26 protein-coding genes are annotated in these 26,899 nt (G+C 45.8%); 4 read left to right on the top strand and 22 right to left on the bottom strand.

The genetic code is table 11. The annotated features are described in order from the left end of the window. Positions 1 to 245: 245 nt before the first annotated feature. The 5 genes from AC4EG4_RS11240 to AC4EG4_RS11220 all read right to left on the bottom strand — a co-directional run bounded on the left by AC4EG4_RS11240 (position 246) and on the right by AC4EG4_RS11220 (position 4,223). On the bottom strand, positions 246 to 602 hold the full coding sequence (locus AC4EG4_RS11240; protein ID WP_490987859.1) for an iron chaperone: 357 nt from the start codon (positions 600 to 602) through the stop codon (positions 246 to 248). A 144-nt stretch (positions 603 to 746) separates the two neighbouring features. Next, a complete protein-coding gene (locus AC4EG4_RS11235) occupies positions 747 to 1,226 on the bottom strand; it encodes a DUF4306 domain-containing protein (RefSeq protein ID WP_490979229.1) in 480 nt (159 codons plus the stop codon). Between the two features lie 99 nt (positions 1,227 to 1,325). Then, a complete protein-coding gene (locus AC4EG4_RS11230; protein WP_490987858.1) occupies positions 1,326 to 2,381 on the bottom strand; it encodes a hemolysin family protein in 1,056 nt (351 codons plus the stop codon). Between the two features lie 108 nt (positions 2,382 to 2,489). Beyond that, positions 2,490 to 3,797, bottom strand: coding sequence for a hemolysin family protein (locus tag AC4EG4_RS11225; RefSeq protein ID WP_490987857.1), 1,308 nt, complete (start codon positions 3,795 to 3,797; stop codon positions 2,490 to 2,492). 39 nt (positions 3,798 to 3,836) lie between these two features. After that, positions 3,837 to 4,223 carry a MerR family transcriptional regulator gene (locus AC4EG4_RS11220; protein WP_490987856.1) on the bottom strand — a complete coding sequence of 129 codons (387 nt, stop codon included), beginning with the start codon at positions 4,221 to 4,223 and terminating at the stop codon, positions 3,837 to 3,839. 361 nt (positions 4,224 to 4,584) lie between these two features. On the opposite strand from AC4EG4_RS11220, the gene AC4EG4_RS11215 reads away from it, so the two are divergent. Continuing rightward, positions 4,585 to 4,929: a hypothetical protein gene (locus AC4EG4_RS11215; RefSeq protein ID WP_490987855.1), complete on the top strand. Its 345-nt coding sequence runs from the start codon at positions 4,585 to 4,587 to the stop codon at positions 4,927 to 4,929. A 155-nt stretch (positions 4,930 to 5,084) separates the two neighbouring features. Here AC4EG4_RS11215 and AC4EG4_RS11210 read toward each other — a convergent pair whose 3' ends face one another. The 16 genes from AC4EG4_RS11210 to AC4EG4_RS11135 form a co-directional block, all read right to left on the bottom strand. Beyond that, positions 5,085 to 7,085: a penicillin-binding transpeptidase domain-containing protein gene (locus AC4EG4_RS11210; RefSeq protein ID WP_490987854.1), complete on the bottom strand. Its 2,001-nt coding sequence runs from the start codon at positions 7,083 to 7,085 to the stop codon at positions 5,085 to 5,087. 158 nt (positions 7,086 to 7,243) lie between these two features. Beyond that, a complete protein-coding gene (locus AC4EG4_RS11205; protein ID WP_490979235.1) occupies positions 7,244 to 7,426 on the bottom strand; it encodes a hypothetical protein in 183 nt (60 codons plus the stop codon). A 217-nt stretch (positions 7,427 to 7,643) separates the two neighbouring features. Continuing rightward, the gene (locus AC4EG4_RS11200; protein WP_490987853.1) at positions 7,644 to 9,470 is read right to left on the bottom strand and encodes an ABC transporter ATP-binding protein; all 1,827 of its coding nucleotides are present in this window, start codon (positions 9,468 to 9,470) and stop codon (positions 7,644 to 7,646) included. Beyond that, positions 9,467 to 11,191: an ABC transporter ATP-binding protein gene (locus tag AC4EG4_RS11195; RefSeq protein ID WP_490987852.1), complete on the bottom strand. Its 1,725-nt coding sequence runs from the start codon at positions 11,189 to 11,191 to the stop codon at positions 9,467 to 9,469. Before AC4EG4_RS11195 ends, AC4EG4_RS11200 begins: the two co-directional genes overlap by 4 nt. Then, a complete protein-coding gene (locus tag AC4EG4_RS11190) occupies positions 11,188 to 11,661 on the bottom strand; it encodes a MarR family winged helix-turn-helix transcriptional regulator (protein WP_490987851.1) in 474 nt (157 codons plus the stop codon). Before AC4EG4_RS11190 ends, AC4EG4_RS11195 begins: the two co-directional genes overlap by 4 nt. Before the next feature lie 158 nt (positions 11,662 to 11,819). Further along, the gene (locus AC4EG4_RS11185; RefSeq protein WP_490987850.1) at positions 11,820 to 12,089 is read right to left on the bottom strand and encodes an RNA polymerase sigma factor; all 270 of its coding nucleotides are present in this window, start codon (positions 12,087 to 12,089) and stop codon (positions 11,820 to 11,822) included. Between the two features lie 144 nt (positions 12,090 to 12,233). Next, entirely contained in the window at positions 12,234 to 13,121 is an 888-nt protein-coding gene (locus AC4EG4_RS11180; RefSeq protein WP_490987849.1) for a TIGR01777 family oxidoreductase, read from the bottom strand. Positions 13,122 to 13,188: 67 nt separating this feature from the next. Continuing rightward, the gene (locus AC4EG4_RS11175) at positions 13,189 to 13,635 is read right to left on the bottom strand and encodes a DUF4385 domain-containing protein (RefSeq protein ID WP_490979241.1); all 447 of its coding nucleotides are present in this window, start codon (positions 13,633 to 13,635) and stop codon (positions 13,189 to 13,191) included. A 144-nt stretch (positions 13,636 to 13,779) separates the two neighbouring features. After that, positions 13,780 to 15,417, bottom strand: a complete 1,638-nt coding sequence (locus tag AC4EG4_RS11170) for a glycoside hydrolase family 13 protein (RefSeq protein WP_490987848.1) — start codon at positions 15,415 to 15,417, stop codon at positions 13,780 to 13,782. A 12-nt stretch (positions 15,418 to 15,429) separates the two neighbouring features. Then, positions 15,430 to 16,449: a LacI family DNA-binding transcriptional regulator gene (locus tag AC4EG4_RS11165; RefSeq protein ID WP_490979243.1), complete on the bottom strand. Its 1,020-nt coding sequence runs from the start codon at positions 16,447 to 16,449 to the stop codon at positions 15,430 to 15,432. A 13-nt stretch (positions 16,450 to 16,462) separates the two neighbouring features. Continuing rightward, on the bottom strand, positions 16,463 to 17,278 hold the full coding sequence (locus AC4EG4_RS11160; protein WP_490979244.1) for a carbohydrate ABC transporter permease: 816 nt from the start codon (positions 17,276 to 17,278) through the stop codon (positions 16,463 to 16,465). After that, the gene (locus AC4EG4_RS11155) at positions 17,278 to 18,138 is read right to left on the bottom strand and encodes a carbohydrate ABC transporter permease (protein WP_490979245.1); all 861 of its coding nucleotides are present in this window, start codon (positions 18,136 to 18,138) and stop codon (positions 17,278 to 17,280) included. Before AC4EG4_RS11155 ends, AC4EG4_RS11160 begins: the two co-directional genes overlap by 1 nt. A gap of 111 nt (positions 18,139 to 18,249) precedes the next feature. Then, the gene (locus tag AC4EG4_RS11150; RefSeq protein WP_490979246.1) at positions 18,250 to 19,554 is read right to left on the bottom strand and encodes an ABC transporter substrate-binding protein; all 1,305 of its coding nucleotides are present in this window, start codon (positions 19,552 to 19,554) and stop codon (positions 18,250 to 18,252) included. A 228-nt stretch (positions 19,555 to 19,782) separates the two neighbouring features. Continuing rightward, positions 19,783 to 20,655, bottom strand: a complete 873-nt coding sequence (locus tag AC4EG4_RS11145) for an ROK family protein (protein WP_490987847.1) — start codon at positions 20,653 to 20,655, stop codon at positions 19,783 to 19,785. 27 nt (positions 20,656 to 20,682) lie between these two features. Continuing rightward, positions 20,683 to 22,275: a glycoside hydrolase family 13 protein gene (locus AC4EG4_RS11140; protein WP_490987846.1), complete on the bottom strand. Its 1,593-nt coding sequence runs from the start codon at positions 22,273 to 22,275 to the stop codon at positions 20,683 to 20,685. A gap of 202 nt (positions 22,276 to 22,477) precedes the next feature. Next, a complete protein-coding gene (locus AC4EG4_RS11135) occupies positions 22,478 to 23,044 on the bottom strand; it encodes an MEDS domain-containing protein (protein ID WP_490987845.1) in 567 nt (188 codons plus the stop codon). Between the two features lie 194 nt (positions 23,045 to 23,238). Between AC4EG4_RS11135 and AC4EG4_RS11130 the strand changes: the two genes are divergently transcribed. Continuing rightward, positions 23,239 to 24,129, top strand: coding sequence for a PucR family transcriptional regulator (locus AC4EG4_RS11130; protein ID WP_490987844.1), 891 nt, complete (start codon positions 23,239 to 23,241; stop codon positions 24,127 to 24,129). Positions 24,130 to 24,235: 106 nt separating this feature from the next. Further along, a complete protein-coding gene (locus tag AC4EG4_RS11125; protein WP_490979251.1) occupies positions 24,236 to 25,333 on the top strand; it encodes an ABC transporter ATP-binding protein in 1,098 nt (365 codons plus the stop codon). Positions 25,334 to 25,453: 120 nt separating this feature from the next. Here the strand turns inward: AC4EG4_RS11125 and AC4EG4_RS11120 are convergent, their stop codons facing one another. Further along, positions 25,454 to 26,095 (bottom strand): alpha/beta family hydrolase, encoded by a 642-nt coding sequence (locus tag AC4EG4_RS11120; protein WP_490979252.1) that lies wholly within the window; start codon positions 26,093 to 26,095, stop codon positions 25,454 to 25,456. 114 nt (positions 26,096 to 26,209) lie between these two features. Between AC4EG4_RS11120 and AC4EG4_RS11115 the strand changes: the two genes are divergently transcribed. Then, positions 26,210 to 26,770 carry a maltose acetyltransferase domain-containing protein gene (locus AC4EG4_RS11115; protein WP_490979253.1) on the top strand — a complete coding sequence of 187 codons (561 nt, stop codon included), beginning with the start codon at positions 26,210 to 26,212 and terminating at the stop codon, positions 26,768 to 26,770. Positions 26,771 to 26,899: the final 129 nt, after the last annotated feature.

Genomic DNA, 26,899 nt, shown 5'->3' with positions numbered 1-26,899 from the left:
AGCGTTTTTTTCATTGCGCAAAGAAAGTTCACGATAGCGCAAACAACAAAGGGTATTCTGCAAATAAAAGATGAGATTGTGCAAACAACGCTACGCATACTGCAAACAAACGGCCTCTAACTGCAAATAAAGACGTGTTCTGGCAAGTGAAAAGCAAATTTCGTGACTAATCTTATACTTTTTCCTCAAAAAAACGCAAAAACAGGCAGGCCCCATTGGCCCGCCTGCTTGTTTTCATTTAATCCTTATTTCTTTGCTTTCTTCTTGTTCTCTACCACCCGAAACCTTACAATCTGGCGAATCAACTCATATGGCATCGGCTTATCCAGCGGAAACTGGACCGATCCTTTTCCTTGTTTGTAAGGGGCGAGTTCTTGCTGAAAAGCGCTGATTCCACTTGGCACGGGATAAAAGCCGATATGGTTTTTGAATGCGGCAAAATGCACCAAATTGCCATGCAAAATAAAGGTCGGCATTTGGTAGCGGATGGCCTCTTCAGCTTCCGGTGCCTCTTCCTGAACAATAAGCCGCAAGTTCTGCAAAATTTTCCGAACTTCTTCTGGAGCTTCCCTGATATAATCGTCAATCGTCTCAAACCCCATCCGTTCTCCCTCCTTCACGCTATATTTTGGATTTTGCTTACTCAGATTTTCCTGTCCGCTGCTTTTCTGCAAACAAACCTGCTTATTCCACAAATAAAGACCGGGATAGCGCAAACAAACCCGCTTATTCTGCAAACAACTCACTCAACCTGGATGCCTTGCCGCTTTTATCACTGAAATGAGGCACCCTATCAGTATCAAGATGCCGCTTCCGAGAAAAATATTGGAAAACAGCTGGAGTCCTTCGGTCGGCGAAGCCATCAAGGCGCCACTACAGACGAATAGCATTGTTGCGGGAAACAGCAGGAAAATGCTGAACGCCATTTTCTTTCCTCGAAACAGCCAAAACGCGAGCTGCAGGAATACAATCATGCCGGACAGGAACATAATGACCGGAAACAGTGGCTCAAATTTTGCGGCGTAGACCAAATAGTCAATTGTCAGGATTTCATCAGCTGAGGAGACAGATCCGTTCAACCAGTTGGTGAAAATTGCGGAATGTGGCCATTCCCAAGATACGTCGTCGAGTTGGCTGCCTTCATACAAGCTGAAAAATGCGGCAACAGCGAAAAAAACAAAAGCCCCCAACAAAAGGATTGGTTTTCTTATCGTTTCATTTTGCATGGAATCGCTCCTTCCAAAGATTCTGTTGCTTCTACTATATCAAAATTTTTCCATAAAAAAAGAGAAACCTCAAAAGGCTTCTCTCCATTTTTATTCCAATTAAATCGGCTCTGCTTCGAACGAGTCGTCGCTGATTTCGCCGACAATTTCTTCTAAAATGTCTTCCATCGTCACAAGTCCCGAAGTGACTCCGTCTTTATTGGTGATGATCGCCATGTGCGTACGGCTTTGCTGCATTTTGGTCAATACAGTCTGGATAGGAGTTGTTTCCGGGAAGCGCGGCATCTCGTGAATGAAAGACTCCGGATCCTGGCTTCTTCCTGCTGCCATACTGGTCAGCAGTTCTTTGGTGTTAATAAATCCGATCAACCGGGATTTGTCGCCATGTTGGGCTACTGGGAAACGGGTGTATTCGTGCTTGTCCAACACTTCAAACAGCTCTGAACGTGTCAGGCGGCTGTCGACTGAGACGATTTCGGCTTGGGGAATCATAATATTCCGCACAATCCGGTCATCAAAAGCAAAAATGTTTTTCAAATAAGTTAACTCTGTCTGGTTGATTTCACCACTCTGGAAGCTTTCTGCCATGATCAGCTTTAATTCTTCTTCCGAATGGGCTTGTTCGTGGCCGGCCGGCTCTACTTTGAATAAACGCAAAAGTTGACGGGCCGAACCGTTTAATACCCAAATGAACGGGCTCATAATTTTACCGAACCAGTAAAGCGGCGGTGCCAGCAGCAAGGTCATTTTTTCGGCATATTGGATTGCCAATGTTTTAGGCGCCAATTCTCCGATGACTACGTGCAGGAATGTCACAATACTAAGGGCGATTGCATACGACAAGAACGTCGACAGTGCAGGCGAAACCTCAAACGTATCAAACAACGGGTGCAGCATACGTTCAACTGTCGGTTCTCCCAGTGCACCTAGCGCCAGGGCGGTTACGGTAATTCCCAGCTGACAGGCGGACAGGTAATAATCCAAATCATTGGCTACTTCTTTGGCACGTACCGCTTTTTTGTTGCCTTCTGAAATCAGTTGGTCGATCCGCGACATCCTTACTTTCAAGATGGCGAATTCGCCGCCTACGAAAAATGCGGTACCGATAATCAGCAACGCCACGAGTATTAAGTTAATTATTATTTGTCCATCCAATTGGTCTCCCTCAAAACGAGGGATTCACCTCCATTAAATTTAATAAGAAGAACTGCAGCAAAACGTCTCCGTTCTTGTCATCAGTTCAGCTTATTCTGTTGACTCTTTTTAGTTTTTCGAAAGTTTTTGGAACATCACTTGTTTAATTTGTTGGTTGTCCATTTCGACCACTGTCCATGAAATATTGGACTCTGTGAAAGTGGCGTTGGTTTCGACTTCTCCAGGGCTCTTGAAATGAATCCAGCCACCAATAGTATCGATGTCTTCACTTTCATCAAACGAGAAGCCAAAGCGCTCTTCAAGATCTTTCAGCAAGACGCGCCCGTTTACCAAGTATTGGTCGTCGTTGACCCAGGTGATATCCGCTACTTCGTCTGCATCAAATTCATCGCGGATTTCGCCAACGATTTCTTCTAAAATATCTTCCATTGTAATCATACCGGCAGTACCGCCGTATTCATCCGCTACAAGAGCGATGTGGACACGGGCATTTTGCATGCGCAATAAAGCATCCTGCAAACCAGTTTGTTCAAAAACCGTCGGCATCTCTATTACAAAACCTTCAAGCTGCCAATCACGTCCGGCAACAATATGGGGAAGCATTTTTTTGGCGCTGACAAAACCGAGAACGCGGTCTTTGTCGCCGTCTTCTGTTACGGGATAACGCGTGTAGTTATTTTCGTCCAAAATCTCGATGATTTCTGCCAGTGGCATATCTTTGTCGAGTGTTACGAGCTCCGTACGCGGCACCATGATGTCTTTAGCTACGCGCTCATCGAATGAAAAAACATTTTCCATATAGGAAAGTTCGGTTTCATTGATGGCGCCGCCTTCAAAGCTCTGGGCCATAACGAGTTTTAGTTCTTCTTCTGAATACGCCTGCTCGTGTCCTGCCGGCTGAACTCCGAAAAGTTTCAGCAAAAGGCGGGCCGCTCCGTTCAATGACCAAATAAATGGCTTCATGATTTTACCGAACCAATAAAGTGGCGGTGCCAACAGCAACGACATTTTTTCAGCAAATTGGATTGCCAAAGTCTTTGGCGCCATTTCACCGATGACTACGTGAAGGTAAGTCACAAGCAAGAACGCGATGGCGTATGAGGCAGTTGATGCAATAGCATCTGAAACTGAAAAATAATCAAAAATCGGGTACATCAAGCGCTCGACTGTCGGTTTTCCGAGTGCACCGAGTCCGAGTGCGGTTACTGTAATACCAAGCTGGCAGGCAGACAAGTAATAATCCAGATCGACTGCTACTTTTTTTGCAATGACTGCTTTTTTATTGCCTTCTGTAATTAATTGGTCAAGCCGCGACATACGGATCTTAACGACCGCAAACTCCGAGCCAACGAAAAATGCCGTCAAGGCAATCAATACTACTAATAACACTAAATTTAATAAGGTAACTATATCCACGTGTCTTCCCTAATAAAAGGGATTCACCTCCAAAGTTGATTACAGCAAAGCGATCAAGGCGGTAATTGCTGCCAATTGATGCTCAAGTGCTTTACTGACGTGCGTCTTCACCGTACTTGGTGCATCTTTTAATTGCTCTTCCAAACACGTGATTTTTCGTTGCAGGCATTCGAATTCTTCGTGAACTTCCTCTACCAGCTGCTCCGTTTTTGGATTTTCAGGTGTGTCGAGAATTTCTTTAATTTCCATAATCGACAAGCGCTGTTTTTTTAATAGCTGGATGCGCTCGAGCGTCTGCAAAGCAGAAGCCGGATACAACCGGTAATTGGAATCAGAACGTTCACTGTGCAGCAATCCGGAGAGCGTGTAATAATCGATGGTTCTCGTTGATACTCCGCTCAATTTTGCAATTTCACCAATCTTCATTAAGTCCTTCCCAATGCAGACGCCTCCTTTTTTGATTCTTTTCAACTGCCCAACCTATTTGTGGCGGCTGAAATCCGATTTGATCCATTGCCGATAAGCAATTTCTCTTTGTAATAAGAAATAATAGCACATTCCAGCGAAAAGTATACAGTTCAACGTGCTGCTTTTGATGGAAATATTTTCTTGGTTAAAAAAGCGACATTATTTCGTCAATTCTGTATAAAAAATAGGATTTCTTCATAAAATAAGTCTTTGCCATACGAGTTTTTCAGTTATTGAGACTGACTGCCGGGCAATCGGGTATATGCTTATGACAGCTTTTTTTGCTGGATGGTTCAAATTTGAAAAGGAGATGATAGTTTTGGAATATCAGCTGACCTTACGCCTGGCCAATGAAAAAGAAGGGTACGCTTGGCTGTTTGAAAGCCCGGAGGACACGATGCCCTTGTTTGATGACGTCGTCGAAACGTTCCAGCACTATGAAGCGGACGACATGGAACGCTTTATCCTCGAAAAAAAGAAAGAGATTGGCGAAACAGGTTCCAGCCACACTGCGCAAATCGATGTAACAAAAGTCGACCAGCATGCGATCATCCGCTCCGCTTCCTACAAGGAAATGTGGTACGACGGCAAGTATTTTGATGACATTTTGGAGGTATTGACCGATAAACTGGGGCCGCCTGAAAATGAACAGTTTGAAGAGTGAGTTCTCTTTCAGAGCTTGCTTTTTTGTGTTGGATGGTTGAAACCCGGTATGGATCGTGAACACCCGGGTTGGCTGGGCGAACACCCGGGTATACCGAGAAAACACCCGGGTTGAAACACCGAACACCCGGGTTAAACCGTAAACACAACCACCACTCACTCACTCTCCTGCGCTTCAACAACCTGCTCAACCTTCTCCTCCAGCCTTTCGCCCCCTTCAACCATCATCGCCACAATCAAATCCGGATTTACTAAGCTGTACCCGACAAACCAGGCATTTGGCTCACCTCTTTCATCCACAGTTCCACTTTTGCCGGCAAGTTCTGTGCCAAGTTCTTGGCCAGCGTCACTTAAGCTAATCCGAAGAAGCTCTGCGTTTTCGGCGCTAAGCACGTTTTCATTCCATATTTGCTGATCTTCGTCGTCCAGAAGCAAAGTTGGCTTATAGAGCGTGCCGTTTGTCAAAAGGGGGCTGTACAAGCTAGCCAGGTGGACAATATTCATCTGCATTTGTCCTTGTCCGGAAGCTGTTCCGGCGAGCTGGCCTTCCGAGCCGAATGCATCGTCCTGGGAAATGCGTGACGCCGTCAAGCTAATTGGAAAATCAATCGCATCGCCAAAGCCGAAGTTTTCCAAGCCGAGCTGGAAGTCATCGTTTTGCATATTGAGCGCCTGCTGCGCAAAATAAATTTCGTCGGAATAGACGAGCGCTTTGTTGAGATCGACGGGATTTGGCACGTCATCCCGTGAACGCGTCACCCGGTAGTCGCCCCAAGAGGCAAAGCGTTGCCACGAATCACCGGTAATATCCAAGCTTTCAGCCGGATCGAGCGTGCCGCTTTCCAATCCGATTGCCGCAGTAATTGGCTGGATGACAGGACCTGGAGTATAGACGGCCGCAAAGCGATTGAAGAATGGCTGCAGCGGATCGTTAGTAAGTTCTTGGAATCGGCTGTTGGTAATATTCGGTACAAATTCATTCGGATCAAATCCTGGCGAACTGACAAGCGCTAGTGTTTCACCGGTATTGGGATCAATGGCGGCACTGGTTCCCCCTTCTTCTCCCATCACGCCGTATAGCGATTGCTGCAGTTCGGCATCGACGGTCAAAGCGACTGTTTCACCGGAAACAGGTTCATTTTCCACGGATGTGATGACGGCATTTTCCTGCTGCTTTTGCAAAATAATGCGGCCGCCTGCCTCCCCGCGCAGCCGCTCCTGCAGAATTTCTTCCAAGCCTTGCCGCCCGACCATCGTTTCGGCCGTGTAGCCCTGACCGCTCCACGCTTCCAGCTGCTCGGCGGTAATTGGCCCCATATAGCCGGTGATGTGCGACAATGCCCGGCCGTACGGATAATTGCGGATGTCCACTTCTGTACGCGTTGTGCCGGTAATCGTAAACAGCTCGTCCAATGTCGATTGGTCTGCTTTGATCTGTGCAATTGGCACGAGATAATGCGGCTGCACCCATGACTGGTTGAGCTTGTCATCAATGGCTTGTTCGCTCATGCCTAACAGTTCTGCCAGCTGCTGCTTTTTGGATCTATCAAAGTTTTCCGGGATGACGCTGACCTCGTAGCCCGTGTTATTGGAAGCGATCGCGTTGCCGTTGCGGTCCACAATCTCTCCGCGCGGCCCTTGGGTTATTTCAGTGACTACTTGGTCCCCGGCTTCCAGATTGGGCAAAATAAAAGACGGATCCCATTCAACAAACCAGTCTTCCACTTCTCCGTGCACTTCATAAAGCAGCGTCAATGTCTTTTCAAATTCCACCGGTCCAACGATGGTGTCGAACTTGATTTGAATCGGAAAATCCGCTGGCTGTTCTGGAGTCCACTCATTTTCCTCTGCCGGTGTATAGGAGACTTCCAAGTTGTCGATTCCCAAGCGTTCGTGAAGCTCTTGCTGCCAAGTGACAAAACTTGCCTCTCCGTAAACCGATTGCGTCCCTTGATTTAAGTATTGGAGGTGCATCGTTGAAAAATCCCCACTTTTCCACAGCTCAATAAATTCCGCAACCCGCGTTTCCGGCGATGCGACCGCTTCAGCTGTTTCTTCCGGCGGCTGTTCTGGAGTTGGTTCTGTTTCTTCGTCTTGGCACGCCGTTACAACGAAAATCAATAGAAAGAAGAGAATTGGCATTACTAGCTTCTTCATCAAATGACCTCCACTCTTTTCATTACTTTTATTATCGCCGGAACGAACAGGAATATAAAGACTGAATTTTCTGCACTCAATATAAAACTATTCTAAAGTCTTGCCTTGAAAATTTCCATAAAAAAAGCCAGGCAACTTTCACCCGGCTAACTGATCGATTATTTTTTTTGTTTTTCTTTGATTTTATTGGCAACGTCGTCTTTCATGACCATCGCTTTGTCTTTGTAAGTGTTTGCTTTTTCTTTGTAGTCGTCTTTGTTTTCTTCCCAATGCGCCTTGCCTTTTTCGATCGACTTGTCTTTCAATTGGTTCAGTTTGTCTAGAAATGCCATCTGAATCATCCTTTCGTTCTCCCCGCCATAACGGTCAGGGTAACTGCTTTAAGCATAACGTGTTTCTGCTTGCATGTCTAAAGATAGACCAAACGGATGACTTTTCGGGTTTAGGTGAAATAGCGCTTACTCTGGCTGGCGCGCGGTCTGGATACCCGCACAAAATCCACTTACAAATAACAAAAAAGGTCCACCGTGCAAAAACTGCGCGGTGGGCCTTTTCGTTTTACACAGCCACTTCCACTGAAAACTGACTATGGTACAGATCGGCGTAAAAGCCATTTTTGTCAAGAAGCTCTTGGTGTGTGCCTTGTTCGATGACTTTTCCTTGGTCCATGACGAGGATCAAATCCGCGTCTTTAATGGTCGACAAGCGGTGTGCAATCACAAAGCTTGTGCGGCCTTCCATGAGTTGATTCATCGCCCGCTGGATAAAGATTTCGGTTCTCGTGTCGACACTCGAAGTGGCTTCATCCAGGATCATAATCGGCGGATCGGCGAGAATGGCACGGGCAATGGTCAATAACTGCTTTTGCCCTTGTGAAATATTCGATACTTCCTGGTTCAGAATGGTATCGTAGCCGTCCGGCAAGGTCCGGATAAAGTGGTCGGCGTGCGCCGCTTCTGCTGCAGCCAGAATTTCTTCTTCTGTCGCTCCGGTTTTTCCGTAAGCAATGTTGTCACGAATTGTGCCGTTGAACAGCCACGTATCCTGCAGCACCATACCGAAGTTTTGGCGCAGTTCATGTCTCGACATTTCACGCGAATCAAGCCCGTCGACTGTGATGCGTCCACCGTTCAATTCGTAAAAACGCATTAATAGATTAATCAACGTTGTTTTTCCGGCACCGGTTGGCCCAACGATTGCGACCGTCTGTCCTGGTCGGACGTCGATGTTCATTTTCTCGATTAATAAGTTGGTGCCGTAGCCAAAGTCAACGTCTTCAAAAGCCACGGCGCCTTTTGCACGAGCCAGAACAGAAGTCGTCACTTCTTCCACTTCTTCCTTCTCGTCCAGCAGTTCAAAAACCCGTTCGGCGGCAGCAACTGTTGATTGAATGATGTTGGCGATATTCGCTGTCTGAGTAATCGGTTGCGTAAACTGTTTGGAGTACGTGATGAATGCCTGAATGTCACCAATAGAGATGGCGCGCTGCGTTACCAGGATCCCGCCGACAACACTGATCAGTACATAGCTCAAGTTGCCGATTAAGGTCATCATTGGCATGATGATCCCGGAGATAAACTGCGCTTTGCGCCCGGCATTGTAAAGTTCTTCATTGACTTCATCAAATTGTTCGTTGGATTTTGCTTCGTGTCCGAACGCTTTAACGACCTGGTGGCCCGTGTACATTTCCTCCACGTGCCCGTTCAAGCGGCCCAGATTTTTTTGCTGGCTGCTGAAGTATTTCTGAGATCTTTTTAAAATCGGTCCGATGACGAATAAAGATAGCGGCAAAGAGACCACCGCGATTAAAGTCAACAACGGGCTGATTGTCAACATCATCACCAGAATGCCAACGATGGTCACTATCGAGGTGATAAATTGCGTTAAACTTTGCTGCAGCGTACTGCCGATCGTATCGATGTCGTTGGTCATGCGGCTTAAGGTTTCACCGTTTGGCCGGCCATCAAAATACTCCAGCGGCAATTTCTCCAATTTTTTGTTGACGTCTTGGCGCAGGTCATAAACCGTATCCTGTGCCACTGTCGACATCATGTACTGCTGGATATAGCTGAACAAACTGCTGAACAGGTACAGTCCGGCAAGAATTGCGAGGATTTGGCCGATGACACCAAAGTCGATGCCGCCGCCTGGGACGCCTTGCAACTGGCCATATGCGCCTTCGAACAATTCCGTGATTGCCATCCCCATGATTTTTGGTCCCACAATCGTAAACACCGTACTGAGAATTGCGACCAGGAAAACGGCTGCCAGTTTTTTGCGCCGTGGTTTTAAATAAGAAACAAGACGGCGAAATGTCCCTTTGAAGTCTTTGGCTTTTTCCGCCGGCATATTTGCTCCGCCGTGTGGAGGTCCCATTCTGCTCATGCGATTTCCTCCTCTGACAGCTGAGATAGGGCAATTTCGCGGTATACTTCATTGGATTCGAGCAGCTCTTTGTGCGTGCCCATTCCAACCACTTTGCCTTTTTCCAAGACGATGATGCGGTCTGCGTCGACCACCGTGCTGACGCGCTGTGCGACCAGCAGCACTGTGGCATTTTTTGTTTCGTCTTTCAATGCTCTGCGCAGCTTGGCGTCGGTTTTAAAATCGAGCGCCGAAAAGCTGTCGTCGAAAATATACAAATCCGGCTTGCGAATCAATGCACGGGCAATCGACAGGCGCTGCTTTTGCCCGCCTGAAAGATTCGAGCCGCCCTGCTCAATTTCAGCCGCGTAGCCGCCTTCAATTTGATTGATAAATTCTGTGGCTTGCGCAATGTTTGCCGCATGGTCCATTTCCTGCTGATTGGCGTCTTGTTTGCCAAAGCGGATGTTGTCTGCAATGGTCCCAGTGAACAAGATCGATTTCTGGGGCACAAAGCCGATTTTCGACCGAACTTCTTGCTGGGAGGCCTCGCGGATATCGACGCCGTTAACGCGGATGGTTCCGCTCTTCACATCATAGAAGCGCGGCACCAAGTTAACGAGCGTTGACTTGCCGGAACCTGTTCCGCCGATCAACGCGGTAATTTCACCCGGTTTGGCGGTAAAGCTAATGTTCGACAGTGCCGGTTCTTCCGCTCCTGGATAATAGAAGGAAACGTCATCGAACTCCAGCGTGCCACGTGCGCGATCCGCTTTTGCGGTGCCGTTGTCTGTGAATGCCGGTTTCATTTCCAGCACTTCATTGATGCGTCTGGCCGATACCGCTGCACGCGGAACCATGACAAACATGAAGGATGCCATAACCAAGGCAAACATGATCATCATGACGTATTGGATAAAGGCCATCAAATCCCCGATTTGCATCGCGCCATTGCTGATGCGAATGCCCCCGAACCAAATGACCGCGACAACGGTCATGTTCATGACCAGCATCATAACAGGCATCAAGAAAGCCATGACTTTATTGACTTTGATCGACACATCCGCCAGGTCACGATTGGCTTTTTGCATACGTGCTTTTTCCTGTGATTCGCGGTTAAAGGCACGAATAACCCGTATGCCTGTCAAGTTTTCCCGCACGACCAAGTTCAGTCCATCCAGCCGTTCCTGGACTTCCTGGAACAAGGGCATGCCGTATTTTAAAATCAAGAGAATCGATACGGCCAATACCGGCATGGCACCAATAATGACCAGGGACAATTGGGCGTCTTTGGAGACCGCCATAATAATCCCACCGACCAGCATGATCGGTGCGCTGATGACCATGCGCAGCATCATGATGACTACTTGCTGTACTTGGGTAATATCGTTTGTGGTACGCGTAATTAACGACGCCGTTCCGACTTCATCAAATTCCTGCAATGAAAATTGGCCAACGTGCTTAAAGACCTTTTGACGCAAGTCACGCCCCAGCCCCATCGCCGCCTTGGCTGAATAATAACTGGCAAAGACAGCCGCAATGGCGCCAATTGCCGATACCAGCAGCATCCAGCCGCCGATTCGCCAAATATATGGGATGTTGCCTTTGACGACGCCATTGTCGATAATGTCGGCCATCAGTGTCGGCAAAAACAGCTCAGCCATCGATTGGCCGAAAACCAAGGCAAAAACAGCCAGAACAACCCATTTATAGGGATTCAAGTTTTTCAAAATTTTGATCATTTTGAAGCCACCTCAAGTTCTACTTCAGTTAAATAAGACGAAATTTTTTCGTGCGCATACAGCAGCTCATGCATTTGCTCATGCGTCAACTGTTCGCTTGCCCCTTTGAACACTTGATGCAGCCCGTCTTCTTGATGGTGCAGCTCTTCCACCAATGCCTTGCCTTTTTCGCTCAGTGCCAGCAAAGTCTCACGGCGATTGTCTTCTACCTGCCGTCGATCGAGATAGCCTTCTTTCACCAGCCCATCCACTGCCTGGCTTAATGTACTTTTCGGTAAAAATGTCTTTTCTCCAATGGTTTTCTGTGTCATTTCCGTGCAGCTAATAATCGTCATCAAAATCGAATATTGCGGAATTGACAGCCCTTTTTCTACTGCTGATTTTTGGATAAAACGGACCATATTTTTCTGTACCGCGGCAAACGACCGTATCAATTGCATGTACGTTTCCACTTCTTTCTTATCCTTCATCTGCTCCACCATCTTTCAATTCTGAACCGTTCCAAATGGAACAATCCATTGCGATGCCTTTAAGCTACTCTCATTGCCGCAGTTCGTCAACTTTTGCGCACTGGATTTTCGGTCAACAAAAACACCTCCGCCAATGGATTGGCGGAGGTGTGAATGGGTTATGAGCATTTTTTAATAATGGATTCTGCACAGTGCGACTTGCAGCAGTCAATCAGCTGTGCCAACAACTTTCGGTTTTGCATAAAATTCTTTGGATTTTTCCAGACAGTGCTGAACACTTGGGCAACAAGTTGCTCACAAACGGTTGGATCTGAATCGGCTTGGCGCGCAATATTCCATATGATTCGGTGGTAGCGATCGTACAAATCGGATAGCGCTTGCTCTTCCCGATTCAGAATTCCAGTTAATAATTTCTCGTCTATGGTCAATTTGTCACCCCCTCTTGTTCAATAGCCTTTGAAGCATGGTCCTAAACCCAGTTATCTCGAAATAAAGGTAATAATTTAAAATAAATAAAAAAACACCAGAAAAACTTTACCGAAGTAGAGCTTCCTAGTGCCATTGTCCTGTTTTCATTGATACAAAATATTTTCAAGTGCTTTGTCGAGTGTTGGATAGGTGAATTTGAATCCTGCTTGTTGAAGGCGCTCCGGTAAAATCCACCGGCTTTTCAGAATCAGTTCCGTTTCCGTTCCGATAACCACCGCTCCCATGCTTAGCATCCACTTGGTTGCCGGCAAACCGATTTTCCGGTCCATGGCAATCCGCAGTTGCTTCATCAGTTCCCGGTTGGTGACAGGTTCAGGGGCTGTCGTATTGATGACGCCGCTCATATTGTCATGGTCTCGGATAAACTGGATAATGCGGTAAACATCTTCCAAATGAATCCAGCTGAACATTTGCTTGCCGTTGCCTTGCTTGCCGCCGAGTCCGAAGCGCACCATGTTTTCATAAGGGTTCATGACGCCGCCGTCTTTGCCGAGGACGATTGACAAACGCAATGCCGCTTGGCGTGTTTGCGGCAGCTTAAATGTGAAGAAAGCTTGCTCCCATGCTTTACCGACTTCTACCGAAAATCCATTGCCGAATTCTCCGTTTGCTTCGGTCATCGGCCGGTCTTCAGCATGCCGGTAAATGGTCGATGTGCTGGAATTGATCCACAGTGGCGGCGGGTTGTCACAAGCAAGGATGGCTGTGCCGAGTGCTTCGGTCGTTTCGACCCGCGAATCAAAAATCTCCCGCTTGTTGGCTTCAGTATACCGGCAATTCACCGATTTCCCTGCCAGGTTGACCAGCATTTCGGCACCTTCCAATGCTTTGACGATTCCGGTATGATTGGTCCAATTTAAATGATCCGGCTGCCGTGAAATGATAATCACCCGGTACCCTTGGTCTGTAAATTTACGTTCCAAATACTGTCCGACAAAGCCCGTGCCTCCAGCTAATACGATCTTCTTCATCCCATCACCTATTTTCTGTAAGTTGTTCTTCTGCTATTTGACGCTTTCTCCGATAAAAAGATGCAGCTCATCCATATTTTTTCTGGTGCTCTTTTTTGCGCTTCAAGTAATCTTCGTCTTCCCGGATTTCATCCCAGCGTTTTTTGAAGATTGCTGCCGACTCAGCTTTCACCGGATCGATTTCCCGCTCTTTGATGGTGCGGTCTTCGTTGTATTTGCGTCCGCCTTTGTAATTGGTGTAGCGGCGTGCCCGTGTATAACCCATCTGAATAAATTTGCGTGCCATGTCCATTCCAACAAAATCATCTTGCTTGCGGTATTCTTCGAACATCTCCGAAATTTTGTCACATGATTCCTGCGCAATTTCCGGCGTCTTGAAACGCCAATGCGGCAAAATCTCACCTTTATACGGTTCTACCATCAAGACACCTTGCTCTCCTTTTCCAACTCGGTAAAGTTCAGGCTGCTTGCGCAAATCTAAGTTTTCATAATCCAGTTCGTAATCAAATGCCATGCCAATCGACTCCTTTTTGCTTTATGCTCTGTTTTATTTATACCCTCCATTGGGAGTTGTAAATCCACATAGGAATGATTGTTTGACCACAAAAAGACCAGAGAAAGTCGAGCGTTTCTCTGGTCTTTTTGCAGGCGATTGTTATTATTCAGCAAACGATGCTTTAGAAATTTTGTAGACCCGCGCTTCGTATGGAAGCAATTGCGCAGTATCAATATTTGTGTAGTTTGCCAAAAGCAATGTGGAGTCTTCCGGGTCGATGCCGCAAAGACAAGCGTGCTGGCCAAGATTCGTGACAATAAGAACTTTGTCATCGCCGTATTCACGCGTATAGGCGAACACTGCATCGTGCCCAAGCTCCAGCAACTTATATTCCCCGTAAACGAAGACGTCCATATTCTTCCGGAGCCAAATCATCTGTTTATAGAAAGACAACACCGAATGCGGATCGTTTTCCTGTGCTTCGACATTTAGCCACTGGTAATTCGGATTGACGTTAATCCACGGCAGAGCGGTTGAGAAGCCGGCGTGAAGGCTGTTGTTCCATTGCATTGGCGTCCGTGAATGGTCGCGGCTTGTTGCACGAAGCAAGGTCATAATGGCGTCGTGTTCCATGCCCGTTTCTTTTTTATGGAAGTATAAGTTGTGTGTGTGGACATCATCAAAATGGTCGAGTTCTTCAAACGGTGCGTTTGACATGCCAATTTCCTGTCCTTGGTAAATGAACGGCGTGCCTTGCATAAAGAAATACATGCAAGCGAGAGCTGTGGCACTTTCACGCCAGTATTCCTGGTCATCTCCCCAAGTTGAAACGACACGCGGCTTGTCATGATTTTCAATGAACAGGGCATTCCAGCCGACGCCATTCACTTTTTCCTGCCACTTACTGAGCACTTTTTTCAGTTCCGGTGCATTCACGCCATTTTGCACTTCGACGTTCCACAAGTCAATGTCTTCAAACTGGAAGATCATATTGAACTTGCCGTTCTCGGTGCTGACCCAATCGTGGATTTCGTCTGCTGAAACGCCGTTAGCTTCCCCGACTGTCATAATGTCGTGCTTGCCAAAGGTTTCATCATACAACTCCTGAAGAAGCGGCTGAATGCCTTCAACATTCATCATTTTTTCCCAGGAAGGCACAAACAAATGGCCTTCAGTATTTTCTGCGTTCGAGTAATCTTTTTTAATATGGCTGATGGCGTCGACGCGGAATCCATCGATGCCTTTGGCAACCCACCAATTAACCATTTTATAGAGTTCACTGCGGACTTCCGAGTTTTCCCAGTTTAAATCTGGCTGTTTTTTCGAGAAAATGTGCAGGTAATACTGCCCGGTCTTTTCATCATAGTCCCAAGCCGGTCCACCAAAAATACTTTCCCAATTCAATGGTTCATCGCGCCAGACGTACCAGTCACGCTTCGGATTATCGCGTGATGAACGTGATTCCAAGAACCAGGGATGCTCATCGCTCGTATGGTTAATCACCAAGTCAATGATCATCTTCATCCCGCGTGCATGTACTTCTGCCATCAAACGTTCGAAATCCTCCATTGTGCCAAAATCTTCTAATATGGCCTGATAGTCGCTAATATCGTAGCCATTGTCGTCGTTTGGCGATTTGTACATGGGGCAAACCCAAATCACATCGATGCCTAAATCTTTCAGATAATCCAATTTGCTTGTAATCCCGTTGATGTCGCCAAGGCCATTTCCGTCAGAATCCATGAAACTGCGCGGATAAACCTGATAGACTACTGCTTCTTTCCACCATTTTTTATCCATAACTAATCCCTCTCAAAGACGGCGGCAAGATCCTCGTTCAATCAATCGTGAAGCGACTACGACTTGTTTCGGAGGCGTCGACTCGTCTGTTATTTTCTCTAGTACCAATTCTGCTGCGTGCAGACCCAGATCATAAATCGAAATATCCACAGTGCTTAGCGGCGGCTTTAAATGCCGTGAAATTGCATGGTTATTAAAACCAACGATGGAGACGTCCTCCGGGACACTTATTTCCAGATCCTCGAGATAACCGATCACTTCATACGCCACCATGTCATCGTGTGTAACAATGGCTGTAGGCGGTGTTTCCAGTGCCATCAGCTGGCGAATTGCCTCGCGTTCGCCGCCGCCCATCAATTCCTGGTTTACTGTGTAGGCCTCGTCAAATGGAATGCCGTGTTGAACAAGGGCTTGCTTATAGCCTTCCAGCCGGTCAAGCGAAACGACGAAATCTGCCGCTCCGCCGACAAACGCGATGTTCCTGTGGCCGAGCCCGACCAAGTATTCCACCGTCCCTTTGGCGTTATTGATGTTGTCGTTGTCGACATACGATACCGAACATGGATCTGTGAAGGGACGGCCAACTACTGAATAGGGCAAGCCGCTTTCAGCCAAATATTTCATGACTGGGTCGCCTATTTTTGAATACAATAGAACAATGCCATCCACCCGCCTGCCTTGCACCATTTCAACAACTTCCCGATAAATTTCTTCTTGCGTAGCACCTGTGGACAAATACAAGCCATACTGGCTGCCATGCGCCCGAGTGGAAATCCCTCTCAGCACTTCCGGGAAAAAGGGATTTTGAAATGCCAAAGTCGCTGAATTTTCCATAATGACACCGAGTGTCTGGCTCTTTTTCGCGACCAGGTTGCGGGCTTGGAAGTTCGGAAAATAGCCCAGCCCTTCCATTACTTCCCGCACTTTCACTTTTGTCTTGCTGCTGATCCGCGGATTGTCGGCTATGACCCTGGACACAGTAGCTGGAGACACGCCAGCCTGTTTCGCAACGTCTTTGATCGTGACTGCCATCTTTACCGCCTCCTTATTTTACTGCTCCATCTGATACCCCTTTAATAATTTCACGCTGTGCGAAGAAATAGAAAACGATGACTGGAACAATGGCAAGCGTCAATCCTGCAAGCGCCAAATGCCATTGTTTTGTGTATTCGCCAAAGAAGAAGAACATCTTCAACGGAATGGTTTCGCTGCCTGGTGTATTGATGACGAGAGATGGCAATAAGTAATCATTCCATATCCAAATGATGTTTAAGATTGCCACTGTCACCGTAATCGGCTTCAACACTGGAAAGATGATATGCCAAAATACTTGCCAGCGGTTTGCTCCATCAATTGTCGCTGCTTCATCAAGCGAACGCGGGATGTTATTCAAAGCACCATGATACAGGAAAATCGACAGGCTTGCGCCAAATCCGAGATACATAAAAATTAATCCGCCTCGATTCAGCATTTCAAACTGACCGAATACGGTTACCAGCGGAATCATAACCGACTGGAACGGAATCAGCATCGCTGCGACAAACGTGAAAAACAGCACCGTACTGAGCTTGCTTTTAGCTCGTGATAACGCATACGCTGCCATGGCCGAAAAGAAAATGATCAAAACCACACTGACAATGGTAATCAAAAGCGAGTTGAAAAGCGTGCGCATGAAATCAAGTTCCTCAAAAGCGGTGATGTAGTTATCAAAACTCCATGCTTCTGGAAGGCTAATCGTGTCCATAAAAATTTCTTTTTTGGACTTGAAGGAATTAACGAACATCAAGTAAAACGGAACCAGCCACAATAACGCCAGCAGCACTCCGAGAACTTCCAATTTAATATCCCACTTTTTTTTCATTACATTTCAACCTCCTTGCGTTTGTTAAAATACACTTGCACAAGGGCAATGATGGCAACAATGACAAAGAAAATAACGGCCTTCGCTTGTGCATAGGCAAAGTCATTTTGCGTGAATGCTGTCTTAAAAATTTCCATTGCCACCATTTCAGTTGAATTGAATGGCCCTCCGCCTGTCAGCGACAAGTTTTGGTCATACAACTTAAACGAGTTCGACAAGGTCAGGAACATGCTGACTGTAAATGCCGGAGCCACAAGCGGAAATACAATGTAGCGAAAGCGCTGGAATGTGGATGCGCCATCGATTTCGGAAGCCTCCAACAGCTCTTTCGGCATTCCTTCCAAATAAGCGATATAGATGACCATTATGTAGCCTGCCATCTGCCAACTCATCAAAATGACCAATCCCCAAAATCCCGTGTCTGTCGTGGACAGCCACCCTTGCAAACTTTCCATTCCGATAATTTCGCCAATGCTCGCAAAAACTTTGATAAAAATAAACTGCCAGATAAACCCGAGAATCAATCCGCCAATCAAGTTTGGCATAAAGAACGTCGTGCGCAGCAATTTGCTTGAACGTACGCGCCCTGTAACAAGCAACGCCAGCGACAATCCGATGATGTTGATGAGGATCACCGACACAATCGAGAATTTCGTAGTGAACCAAAGCGAATCCAAGAACCGTTCGTCCTGGAACAAGTTAATGTAATTTTGGAACCCGACAAATTCGCCCGTATTAATTCCGTTCCAAGTCGTAAATGAATAATAAACTCCAAGAAGCATTGGAACAATGACAACCAGCGTAAGCGCCAGCAAAACCGGGGCCAGAAACAACCAGTAGGATAAATCTTTTGTACGCATAGAGGCACCTTTCCTTCCTTAAACCACAGCGCGTTCGCCCTGGTAATAAAACAAAGTAGCACAGAGGCTACTTTGTTTAACACTCAAATGATGAAGATTGATTGGATTTTTTTATTCAGCTCGCTCTGATTCCCAAGCTTTTTTAGCTGAATCGATAACTTCGTCCCAGCTGGCTTCGTCGCTTAAGTATTTCTGAATATTAGCCCCAAGTTCGTCTTCTCCCCAGCCAGTCGGATAGCCCATGAAGACCCAGCCAATTGTGTTGCCTGACTCGGATGCGTCATAGATTGCTTTCGACATTGGATCTGTAATTTTAGAAGTGTCATAGCCCTCATATGCCGGGATAAATTTAAAGTCTTCTACTACAGCTGTTTTTCCTGCATCAGAAGTGTAGAGCCAGTCCAAAAATGCTTTTGATTCTTCAATGACTTTTTCGTCAGCTTTTTTGTTCACGCCCCAATACATTGGTACGCCAACCGGTAGACCAGCGTTATCCAATCCTTCAACCGGGATTGGCATCATGCCAACGCCACTGTCTGCCAGTTCTGGGTCAATGCCGGCAATAGAACCGTAAGCCCAGTTTCCTTGCTGGATAATTGCAACGCGTTCCAGGGAGAATAACTCTTCTACTTGTTGAGAGTAGTCTAGGCTTACTGTCGGCTGTTTCGAATATTCGTTTTGCAAGTCAACAATTTTCTTAAAGCCGTCAGCGTATTTGAAATCAACTGCCTTCGCATCAAATGCTGTTAATACATTGTTATCAAATTCAGGTGCTAAGAATGTGTTTGACAAATGAAGGCCGGTCACCCATGTTTCTTTTCCTGGGAAAGCAAAGACCGATTCAAGGCCAAGCTCTTCTTTTTGTGAATCCAGCGTCTTCACAGCTTCTTCAAGTGCTGCAAAGTCAGTGATGGATGCAGGATCAATTCCAGCTTCTTCGAACAAACGGGTATTATAGATAAATCCGTACCCTTCTTGGTTATATGGAAGACCAAGCACTTCAGATTCGACGGTCACGCCATCAAGTGTCCCTTCAAGTGCAGAACCAGCCGCTTCTGTATCTGCAAGGTCTGATAAGTTATCTTTCCAGTCTGCAACATCCTGCGGTCCACCGATGTTAAAAATTGCCGGCTCATTGCCGGAAGCAAAGCGTGAACGAAGGGCAGCGCCATAATCTTCCCCGCCGCCAACAGTCGTGATTTCAATGTTGACGTCTGGATTTTCTTCTTCATAAAGTGCAACAACATCTTCAAACTGGTCTTTAAACTCCACTTTAAATTGGAAAATATCAACCGTTGTCTGTTCCCCGTCAGATCCTGAAGCATTTTCTTCTCCATCGCTATTGCATCCTGCTAAAACTGCCGCTGACAACATCAATGACGCCACAAGCCCTTTGCTAACCTTCAATTCCTTCATCCCAAAATCCCCCTTTAGATTTTTGTGAAATCGTTTGCACAAACCTAGAAATAAAAAGCGGAAACGAAATTGATAACGCTTCCAACAATTAATTATTAGTATCATACCATCGTGAAAACGTTTGCACAAGATGGAATTTAAAAATTAATTTAGTTTTTTTATCTTCCTTAAAATTTCTATCAAACTAGAAAAACAGGAGCAGCTGCCTTGCCGCTCCTGCCTTGAATTTTAATGTTCCAGCACCAGCAAAGCTGCACCTAAAATACCGGCATCATTTTCAAAACGTGCCACTTCCACTGCTAAGGGATTTAACAACATCGGTTCAAGATGCTGTTGGAGCGACCCCATCCACCGGTCGGCTGCTTCTGAAACCCCGCCGCCGATGATGACCATATCCATATCGAATGCTGCTTGAAGACTGCTGATGACAAGAGCCAGATCTTCCGTAAACTCTTCCACCACTTGCTTCGCTTTTGGATCTGTCCGGGCATTTTCAAAAAGTTCAGGCGGTGTGATGGCAAGACCTGCTTCACGAATACGCCGGCGCAGCGCTGTTCCGGACACATACATTTCACTGCAGCCCAACCTTCCACATGCGCATTTGACGCCGTTTGGGTAAAGGATCATATGCCCCAGTTCTGCAGCTCCTCCATGAGGGCCGCCACTTAACAATTTGCCGTCCCACAGCACTCCCCCACCAAGGCCGGTACCGAGCGTTAATACAACGACGCGATCAAGCCCTTTTGCAGCGCCGAACTTTGCTTCTGCCAGCGCCACAGCGTTTGCGTCGTTTTCTACTTCAACGCGTTTCCCGGTCGCTTTCTCTAACCATTCCTTCACAGGTGTATTGGTCCAGCCTGGCAAAGTTTCCGCCGCATAAATAACTTTTCCTTGCTTTGGATCAACAAAACCGTGCGTGCCAACGCCAATTGCGCTGACTTCCGGCTGCACAGCCAGAACGCGCAGGATATTCTCTTCCAGATAAGGATACAGCGGAATTTGGGTTGGAATTTGTTCTTCGTATAAAATTTGGCCATGTTCGTTAATCACGCCCATTCGGACCTTGGTGCCCCCAATGTCGACTCCTAATACTTTTGCCATAGCTCCTCCTAGTGGTATTCGTATTTTTTATTGCTGGTAAAAAACAATTGCTTCGTATGGCCGCAGCAAAACTTCACTGTCTATGTTCTCTTCCGCGTAATTGCCAATCAAAACTTCACCTGCGGGCCGAGCAGCCGATCTTACATTTGACGAAAAGTTGCAGTAAATGGTCAGTTTTTCATCATTCCATGTACGAGTGTAGGCGAAGATGTCAATGTCTTCACGGTACAGCAGTTTAAAATTTCCGTGTGTAATGATGTCCATTTCTTTGCGCAAACCGATAAGTTTTTTGTAATACTGGTAAACCGAATCCGGATCCGTATGCTGCAAAGCATTGATTTCCGTGTAATTCGGATTGACTTTCAGCCATGGTGTTCCAGTTGTAAAGCCACCATTGGATTCTGCAGACCAATGCATCGGCGTTCGTGCATTGTCCCGGCTTTTCACATGAATTTTCTGCATGATGTTCTGGTGTGAAACACCGGCTTCGCGTTTTTCTTTATACATATTCAAGGTTTCGATGTCTTTGTAATCGTCGATCGATTCAAACTGCACATTGGTCATTCCAAGTTCTTCACCCTGGTAGATGTAAGGCGTTCCTTGCATAAAATGCAAACACGCAGCAAGCATCTTCGCTGATTCAACACGCCATTTGGTGTCTTCGCCAAAACGAGATACGATGCGCGGCTGGTCGTGGTTATTCCAATACAAGCTGTTCCAGCCTTCGGCGTGGAGGCCGTGCTGCCATTTTTCCATATTTTCTTTCAGGTCAATCAGAGATAACGCTTTCAAATCCCATTTTTCGCCTGATGCCTGATCAAGCCCCATATGCTCAAACGTGAAAATCATATTCAATTCCTGATTTTTTGCAGCGGTATAGTCACGCGCTTCTTTAGGCGTTGTGCCCGGCGCCTCTCCGACTGTAACAATATTGTATTTCGACAGCACTTGTTGATTCATTTCTTTCAAGTATGCATGAACATTGGGTCCGTTTAGAAACTGATGGCTGCCATCGCCGCCAGGTGCATCGTGCATATTCTGGACTTTTGAAATCATATTGATGACATCCATCCGGAAACCATCTACCCCTTTATCAAGCCACCAGCGCATCATTTCATAAACTGTCTTTCGCAAGTCTGGATTGTCCCAATTTAAATCTGGTTGTTTTTTAGAAAACAAATGCAAGTAATATTGGCCGCGTTCTTTTTGGTATTCCCAAACAGATCCGCTGAAAAATGAACGCCAGTTCGTCGGTTCATCGCGCCATATGTAAAATTCCGGATGGTTCCGGAACCACTCATGCTCATCAGATGTATGGTTGACTACAAGGTCCATAACGAGTTTCATGCCGCGAGCATGGACTTCTGACAACAGCTCGTCAAAATCAGCCATTGTGCCAAATTCTTTCATGATTTGATAGTAATCACGGATGTCGTAGCCGTTATCATCATTTGGCGAATCGTAGACCGGTGACAGCCAGAGGATGTCCACACCTAGATCGTGCACGTAATTAAGCTTTTGAATAATGCCGCGAATGTCACCGATGCCATCACCGTCTGAATCCATAAAACTTCGTGGATAAATTTGGTATACGCTCGACTTTTTCCACCATTCGTCCATAAATCCCCCTCTTTTCCTTTTAGTGAATATTATTCTAACATCATACATGAATTTACTGAGTTGCCAACTAATTACCCCAAATATATTTTTTAATAATTTCAATTTCGGTGGTTGTTTAAAAAATTTCATAAAAAAAACCACCGTGATTTCCCGGCAGTAATTGAACACGCAGCGATTTCTCGATGCGTAAATAGCTATTAACTTAAAATTTTACGGCAATATATTGGGTTGAGACAACAACATCGTCTTCAACCAAAACATAAGGGTGGGTTTCCAACAACATCTTTTTAATAGGAGCCGGCAATGCTCTATTGGCATAGGCACAGATCAATGGAAATTGCAGTTCCTTCACTGCCACATCAATAATCTTTTCAAAATCTTCTATCAGATGAATTGGATCTGTCGTTGTTGCCCATTCCACATGCGCCCAAGATCGGAAAGTCGCTTGTTTTTCTAAATATGGCTCAACCGTTTTTTCAAAATAGGCTTGAATTGCAGGAGGATGGTAACTGCCGCTTGAATAGTAAAAATCAAAGCTTTTCACAAAATGGATAAATTCCATTTGCATTTCTGTCAGCTGAACCTCCAGCTCTGCTTTGATTTTTGGAGACAGACGTGGATTTTCAATGAGAATCACGTAATCTCCTGATTCCACACCATGTTTGGCATAAGTAACAACATTATTGATGTATTTTTGGGTTTCTTCGTACGAATACAGCACATGGGCATCGCGCTGTTCATCAAAAATTTTAAGCATTTTTTTGTTCAATTCATCATCCCTTTAACAAATTAGTAATTCCGTTCACGGTTTTTCTAGATTAAGTATACACGGAATGGGAACATTTGTCCCTGTCTGTACAATACTTTGCTGTATAATAAATAAACTACACCAACAATTAGACCTGCACTTCCTACTTTATAGTAGGCTGTTCTTATGAAAATTTAGTTGAAAAGAGGTATTCGATGATTAGCCAATTGAGTAAAATTTATCCTTCGCTCCAAGTGTATACGCAAGGTGCCTCTGCCGCCGATCCGGATTACAAATGGTTTTCTGCAGCTGATGGCGTCATTATCGGCATTCATGAAACAGAACTGGCCCAAAAAGACCTGTCGCTATTGGCGGCTTTTCTCACACCCTACAACCCTAAGTTTCCGGTTCACACCGTTGAAGAAAAAAGATGGATGGCGATCATAAATTCAACGGCACCAGAAGAGTCGCTCGAATTTCCATTGGACGCTTTATACCGCTTTGTCCATTTTTCAATCCAGGAAAAACAAATTAGCCCAGTTGCTTTTAAACATGCCGTAAATGATTTTTCGGCCCAACAAGTTTCGATCCTATGGGAAAATGACCACGAAGGCATCTTGATTGAGCATTTGGCAAAAGAAGATGGAGCTATCTCTTACGAGGAAATCATTGATATTTTGATGAGCGACTTGTATGTCAAAATCCGATTTTTTGTCGGCCCTTTCCGAAGCAGCCTGACTGATGCCGCTGCACATTACCTGTCTGTGATTGAGGCTGCAAAAACAATGGTCTTTTATTCTAATAAAACAGTGGCCAGCTATACAGACGCTGTTCCTTATTTGCTAATCGATCAGGTTGAAAAGCCTTTGCTAAGTGACATCAAACAGTCTATCCTGCAGGCTTATCAGGACGACGACGAAACGGTTAAGATGCTCCAGGTTTTTGTCCGCAATAATTTAAATATTTCTGAAACGTCGAAGGCTTTGCATATGCACCGCAACAGCCTGCAATACCGCCTTGACCGGTTTCATGAAAATACCGGCATCGATGTCAGGAAGTTTGATCATGCGATGGCTGTTTACTTGGCGATTTTAATCGAAAAGTAAATGTGCACAAAAAAGCGCTTTCATTTTTAGGCAGTTTTGACATTCTCTTAAGTTCATCAGTCAGTTATGATGGTTCCAATGACATTATATTATTGGGGGAAAGCAAATGACTGGCTTATCATTAGTAAATATTAAAAAAGAATATGAAAAAGGTGTGGTGTCTGTACAAGACTTCAACCTTGAAATTCGCGACAAAGAATTTTTAGTGCTCGTTGGCCCTTCAGGCTGCGGGAAATCAACTACGCTTCGCATGATCGCTGGACTGGAAGATATTACAGATGGCGATTTATATATAGGGGACAGAAGAGTCAACGACGTTTCACCAAAAGACCGCGACATCGCAATGGTGTTCCAAAACTATGCACTGTACCCGCACATGACGGTTTATGAAAACATGGCGTTCAGTTTAAAACTGCGCAAAATGAAAAAAGACGAAATTAAAGCCCGCGTGGATAATGCGTCAAAAATCCTTGGCTTGGACGATTATTTAAACCGGAAACCGAAAGCGCTATCAGGTGGTCAGCGGCAGCGTGTTGCTCTAGGCCGTGCCATCGTCCGCGATGCAAAAGTTTTCTTAATGGATGAGCCTTTATCAAACTTGGATGCTAAATTGCGTGTGCAAATGCGTGCAGAAATCCAGAAATTGCACCGCCGCTTGCAGACAACGACGGTCTACGTTACACATGACCAGACAGAAGCGATGACCATGGCAACACGCTTAGTTGTTATGAAGGATGGGTTCATCCAACAAGTGGGTACACCAAAAGAAGTATATGATTTACCGGAAAACATGTTTGTAGGCGGATTTATTGGATCGCCATCCATGAACTTCCTACGTGGAAAATTAGTAGGGGAACATTTTGTTATGGGCGACAACAATATTCGCATTCCTGAAGGCAAGTTGAAGATGCTTAAAGAACAAGGTTATGAAACAAGAGATCTTGTCCTTGGCATCCGTCCTGAGGATATTCACGATGAGCCGCTATTCCTTGAGCATTCGCCACATACCAAAATTAAAGCATACATCGAAGTTGCGGAATTGATGGGTTCTGAAATCGTCCTTTACTCTCAAGTCAACGAACAGGATTTCGTTGCGCGCGTCGATTCACGTTTTAATGTTGAAGCAGGCACAACCATCGACATGGCGTTCGATATGAACAAAGCACATTTCTTCGACAGCGAGTCCGAGCTGCGCATTCGCTAAGTCAGCTGTATTCTTTTCATATGGGTTTTCAAGCTGCCGGTCCCCTTCCGGCAGCTTTTTAATTTAAGCAGCTGAATTCAACAAAAAACTGCCTCGCAATTTTGCGCTGGCAGTTTTTGTTTAAAAGTTTTTGATTCCTGCGATGATTTGCTTTAAGGCATCGATGGATTTGAGTGCATCGGTTTCGCAATCCAGACGGTGATTAATATCCGGCAATAAGATTGCCTCCAAATTCGGATTTGTTTTCAGCAATTCAAATGCTCCTGACGAGTAGTAGCGGTCTTTATCGCCCATATAACATAATGCTCGATTCTTACTGTTGACCATGGTGTTGAGGACTTCTTCCCGGTTTAATAGGGGCGTTACCCATACGGCTTTTGCTTCGCTGAACTCCGGACGCTTCATTTCGGCGCCCATCGCAATCGTCCCCAGTGATTTGCCGACCAGGTAAAACTCCTGATAGCTGCTTCCTTTCAGCACATCGCTGATAACTAAACGCACGTCATGGAGAATCGCTTCATCCAGTTCGCCCATGGTGAATCCATCATAGGCTTTGTCCGTGTATTGATAATTAATCCTTAGCACCTCATAGTTTTGGTTCAAGAAAATTTCTTCAGCGAAATGAAAAAGTGGACTTTTGGTTGTGTACCCTGCCCCTGGCAGAAAAATGGCCAGTTTTTTTGTGTAATCTTCTGTCAGCACAACTGTGTAAGGAACTTCGATTCCTTTGTAGCCGGTGACTTTGCTGTTTATTGTTTTCATCACATTCACTCCCGTCTCTCTCTATTATAAAGAATATTCCATAAACTTACTAAGTATTTTTCAAATCGGCTGTGATACAATCAATTTACTAGTATTTTGCAGGGAGGCTGACAAATGAAAACCGAAAAAGAGAAGATGATCGCTGGTGAAATGTACGATCCGCAGGATTCTGAGCTTCGCCAAAACCGTATGAATGCACGCCGCCTTAGCCGCCTTTTTAATGAAACGACGGAAATGGATGGCCAGGATCGCACCGATCTGTTGAAGAAATTATTCGGTTCGACTGGTGAAATCCTCCATGCCGAACCGACGATCCGCTGCGATTATGGGTTCAATATGCACGTTGGCGAAAACTTCTACGCCAATTTCGACTGCGTATTTCTGGATGTATGCGAAATCCGCATCGGCGACAATTGCATGATTGCACCAGGCGTCCATATTTATACCGCTACTCATCCACTTGAACCAGCTGCGCGGAATTCCGGCAAAGAGTTTGGCAAGCCGGTCACAATCGGCCACAACGTCTGGATTGGCGGCCGTGCGGTTATCAACCCCGGCGTCACAATTGGCGACAATGCCATCGTTGCTTCCGGCGCCGTTGTCACCAAAGACGTACCCGCCAACACCATCGTCGGTGGCAATCCCGCAAAAGCGATTGGGCATATCAAAGAATAATCAGCAATGCGCTTTGGCGTGTTGTTTTTTTATGTATGGATTACAATACAAATACTCTTCTATCGCTTAGGATATGGCGGCACTAAAACTCTCAATATGAGCTGTCCAATTTTTATGTTTAAAGGATCT

This window comes from Planococcus sp. TJ-201, assembly GCF_058268495.1.
This window is presented reverse-complemented; position numbering and strand designations above follow the sequence as displayed.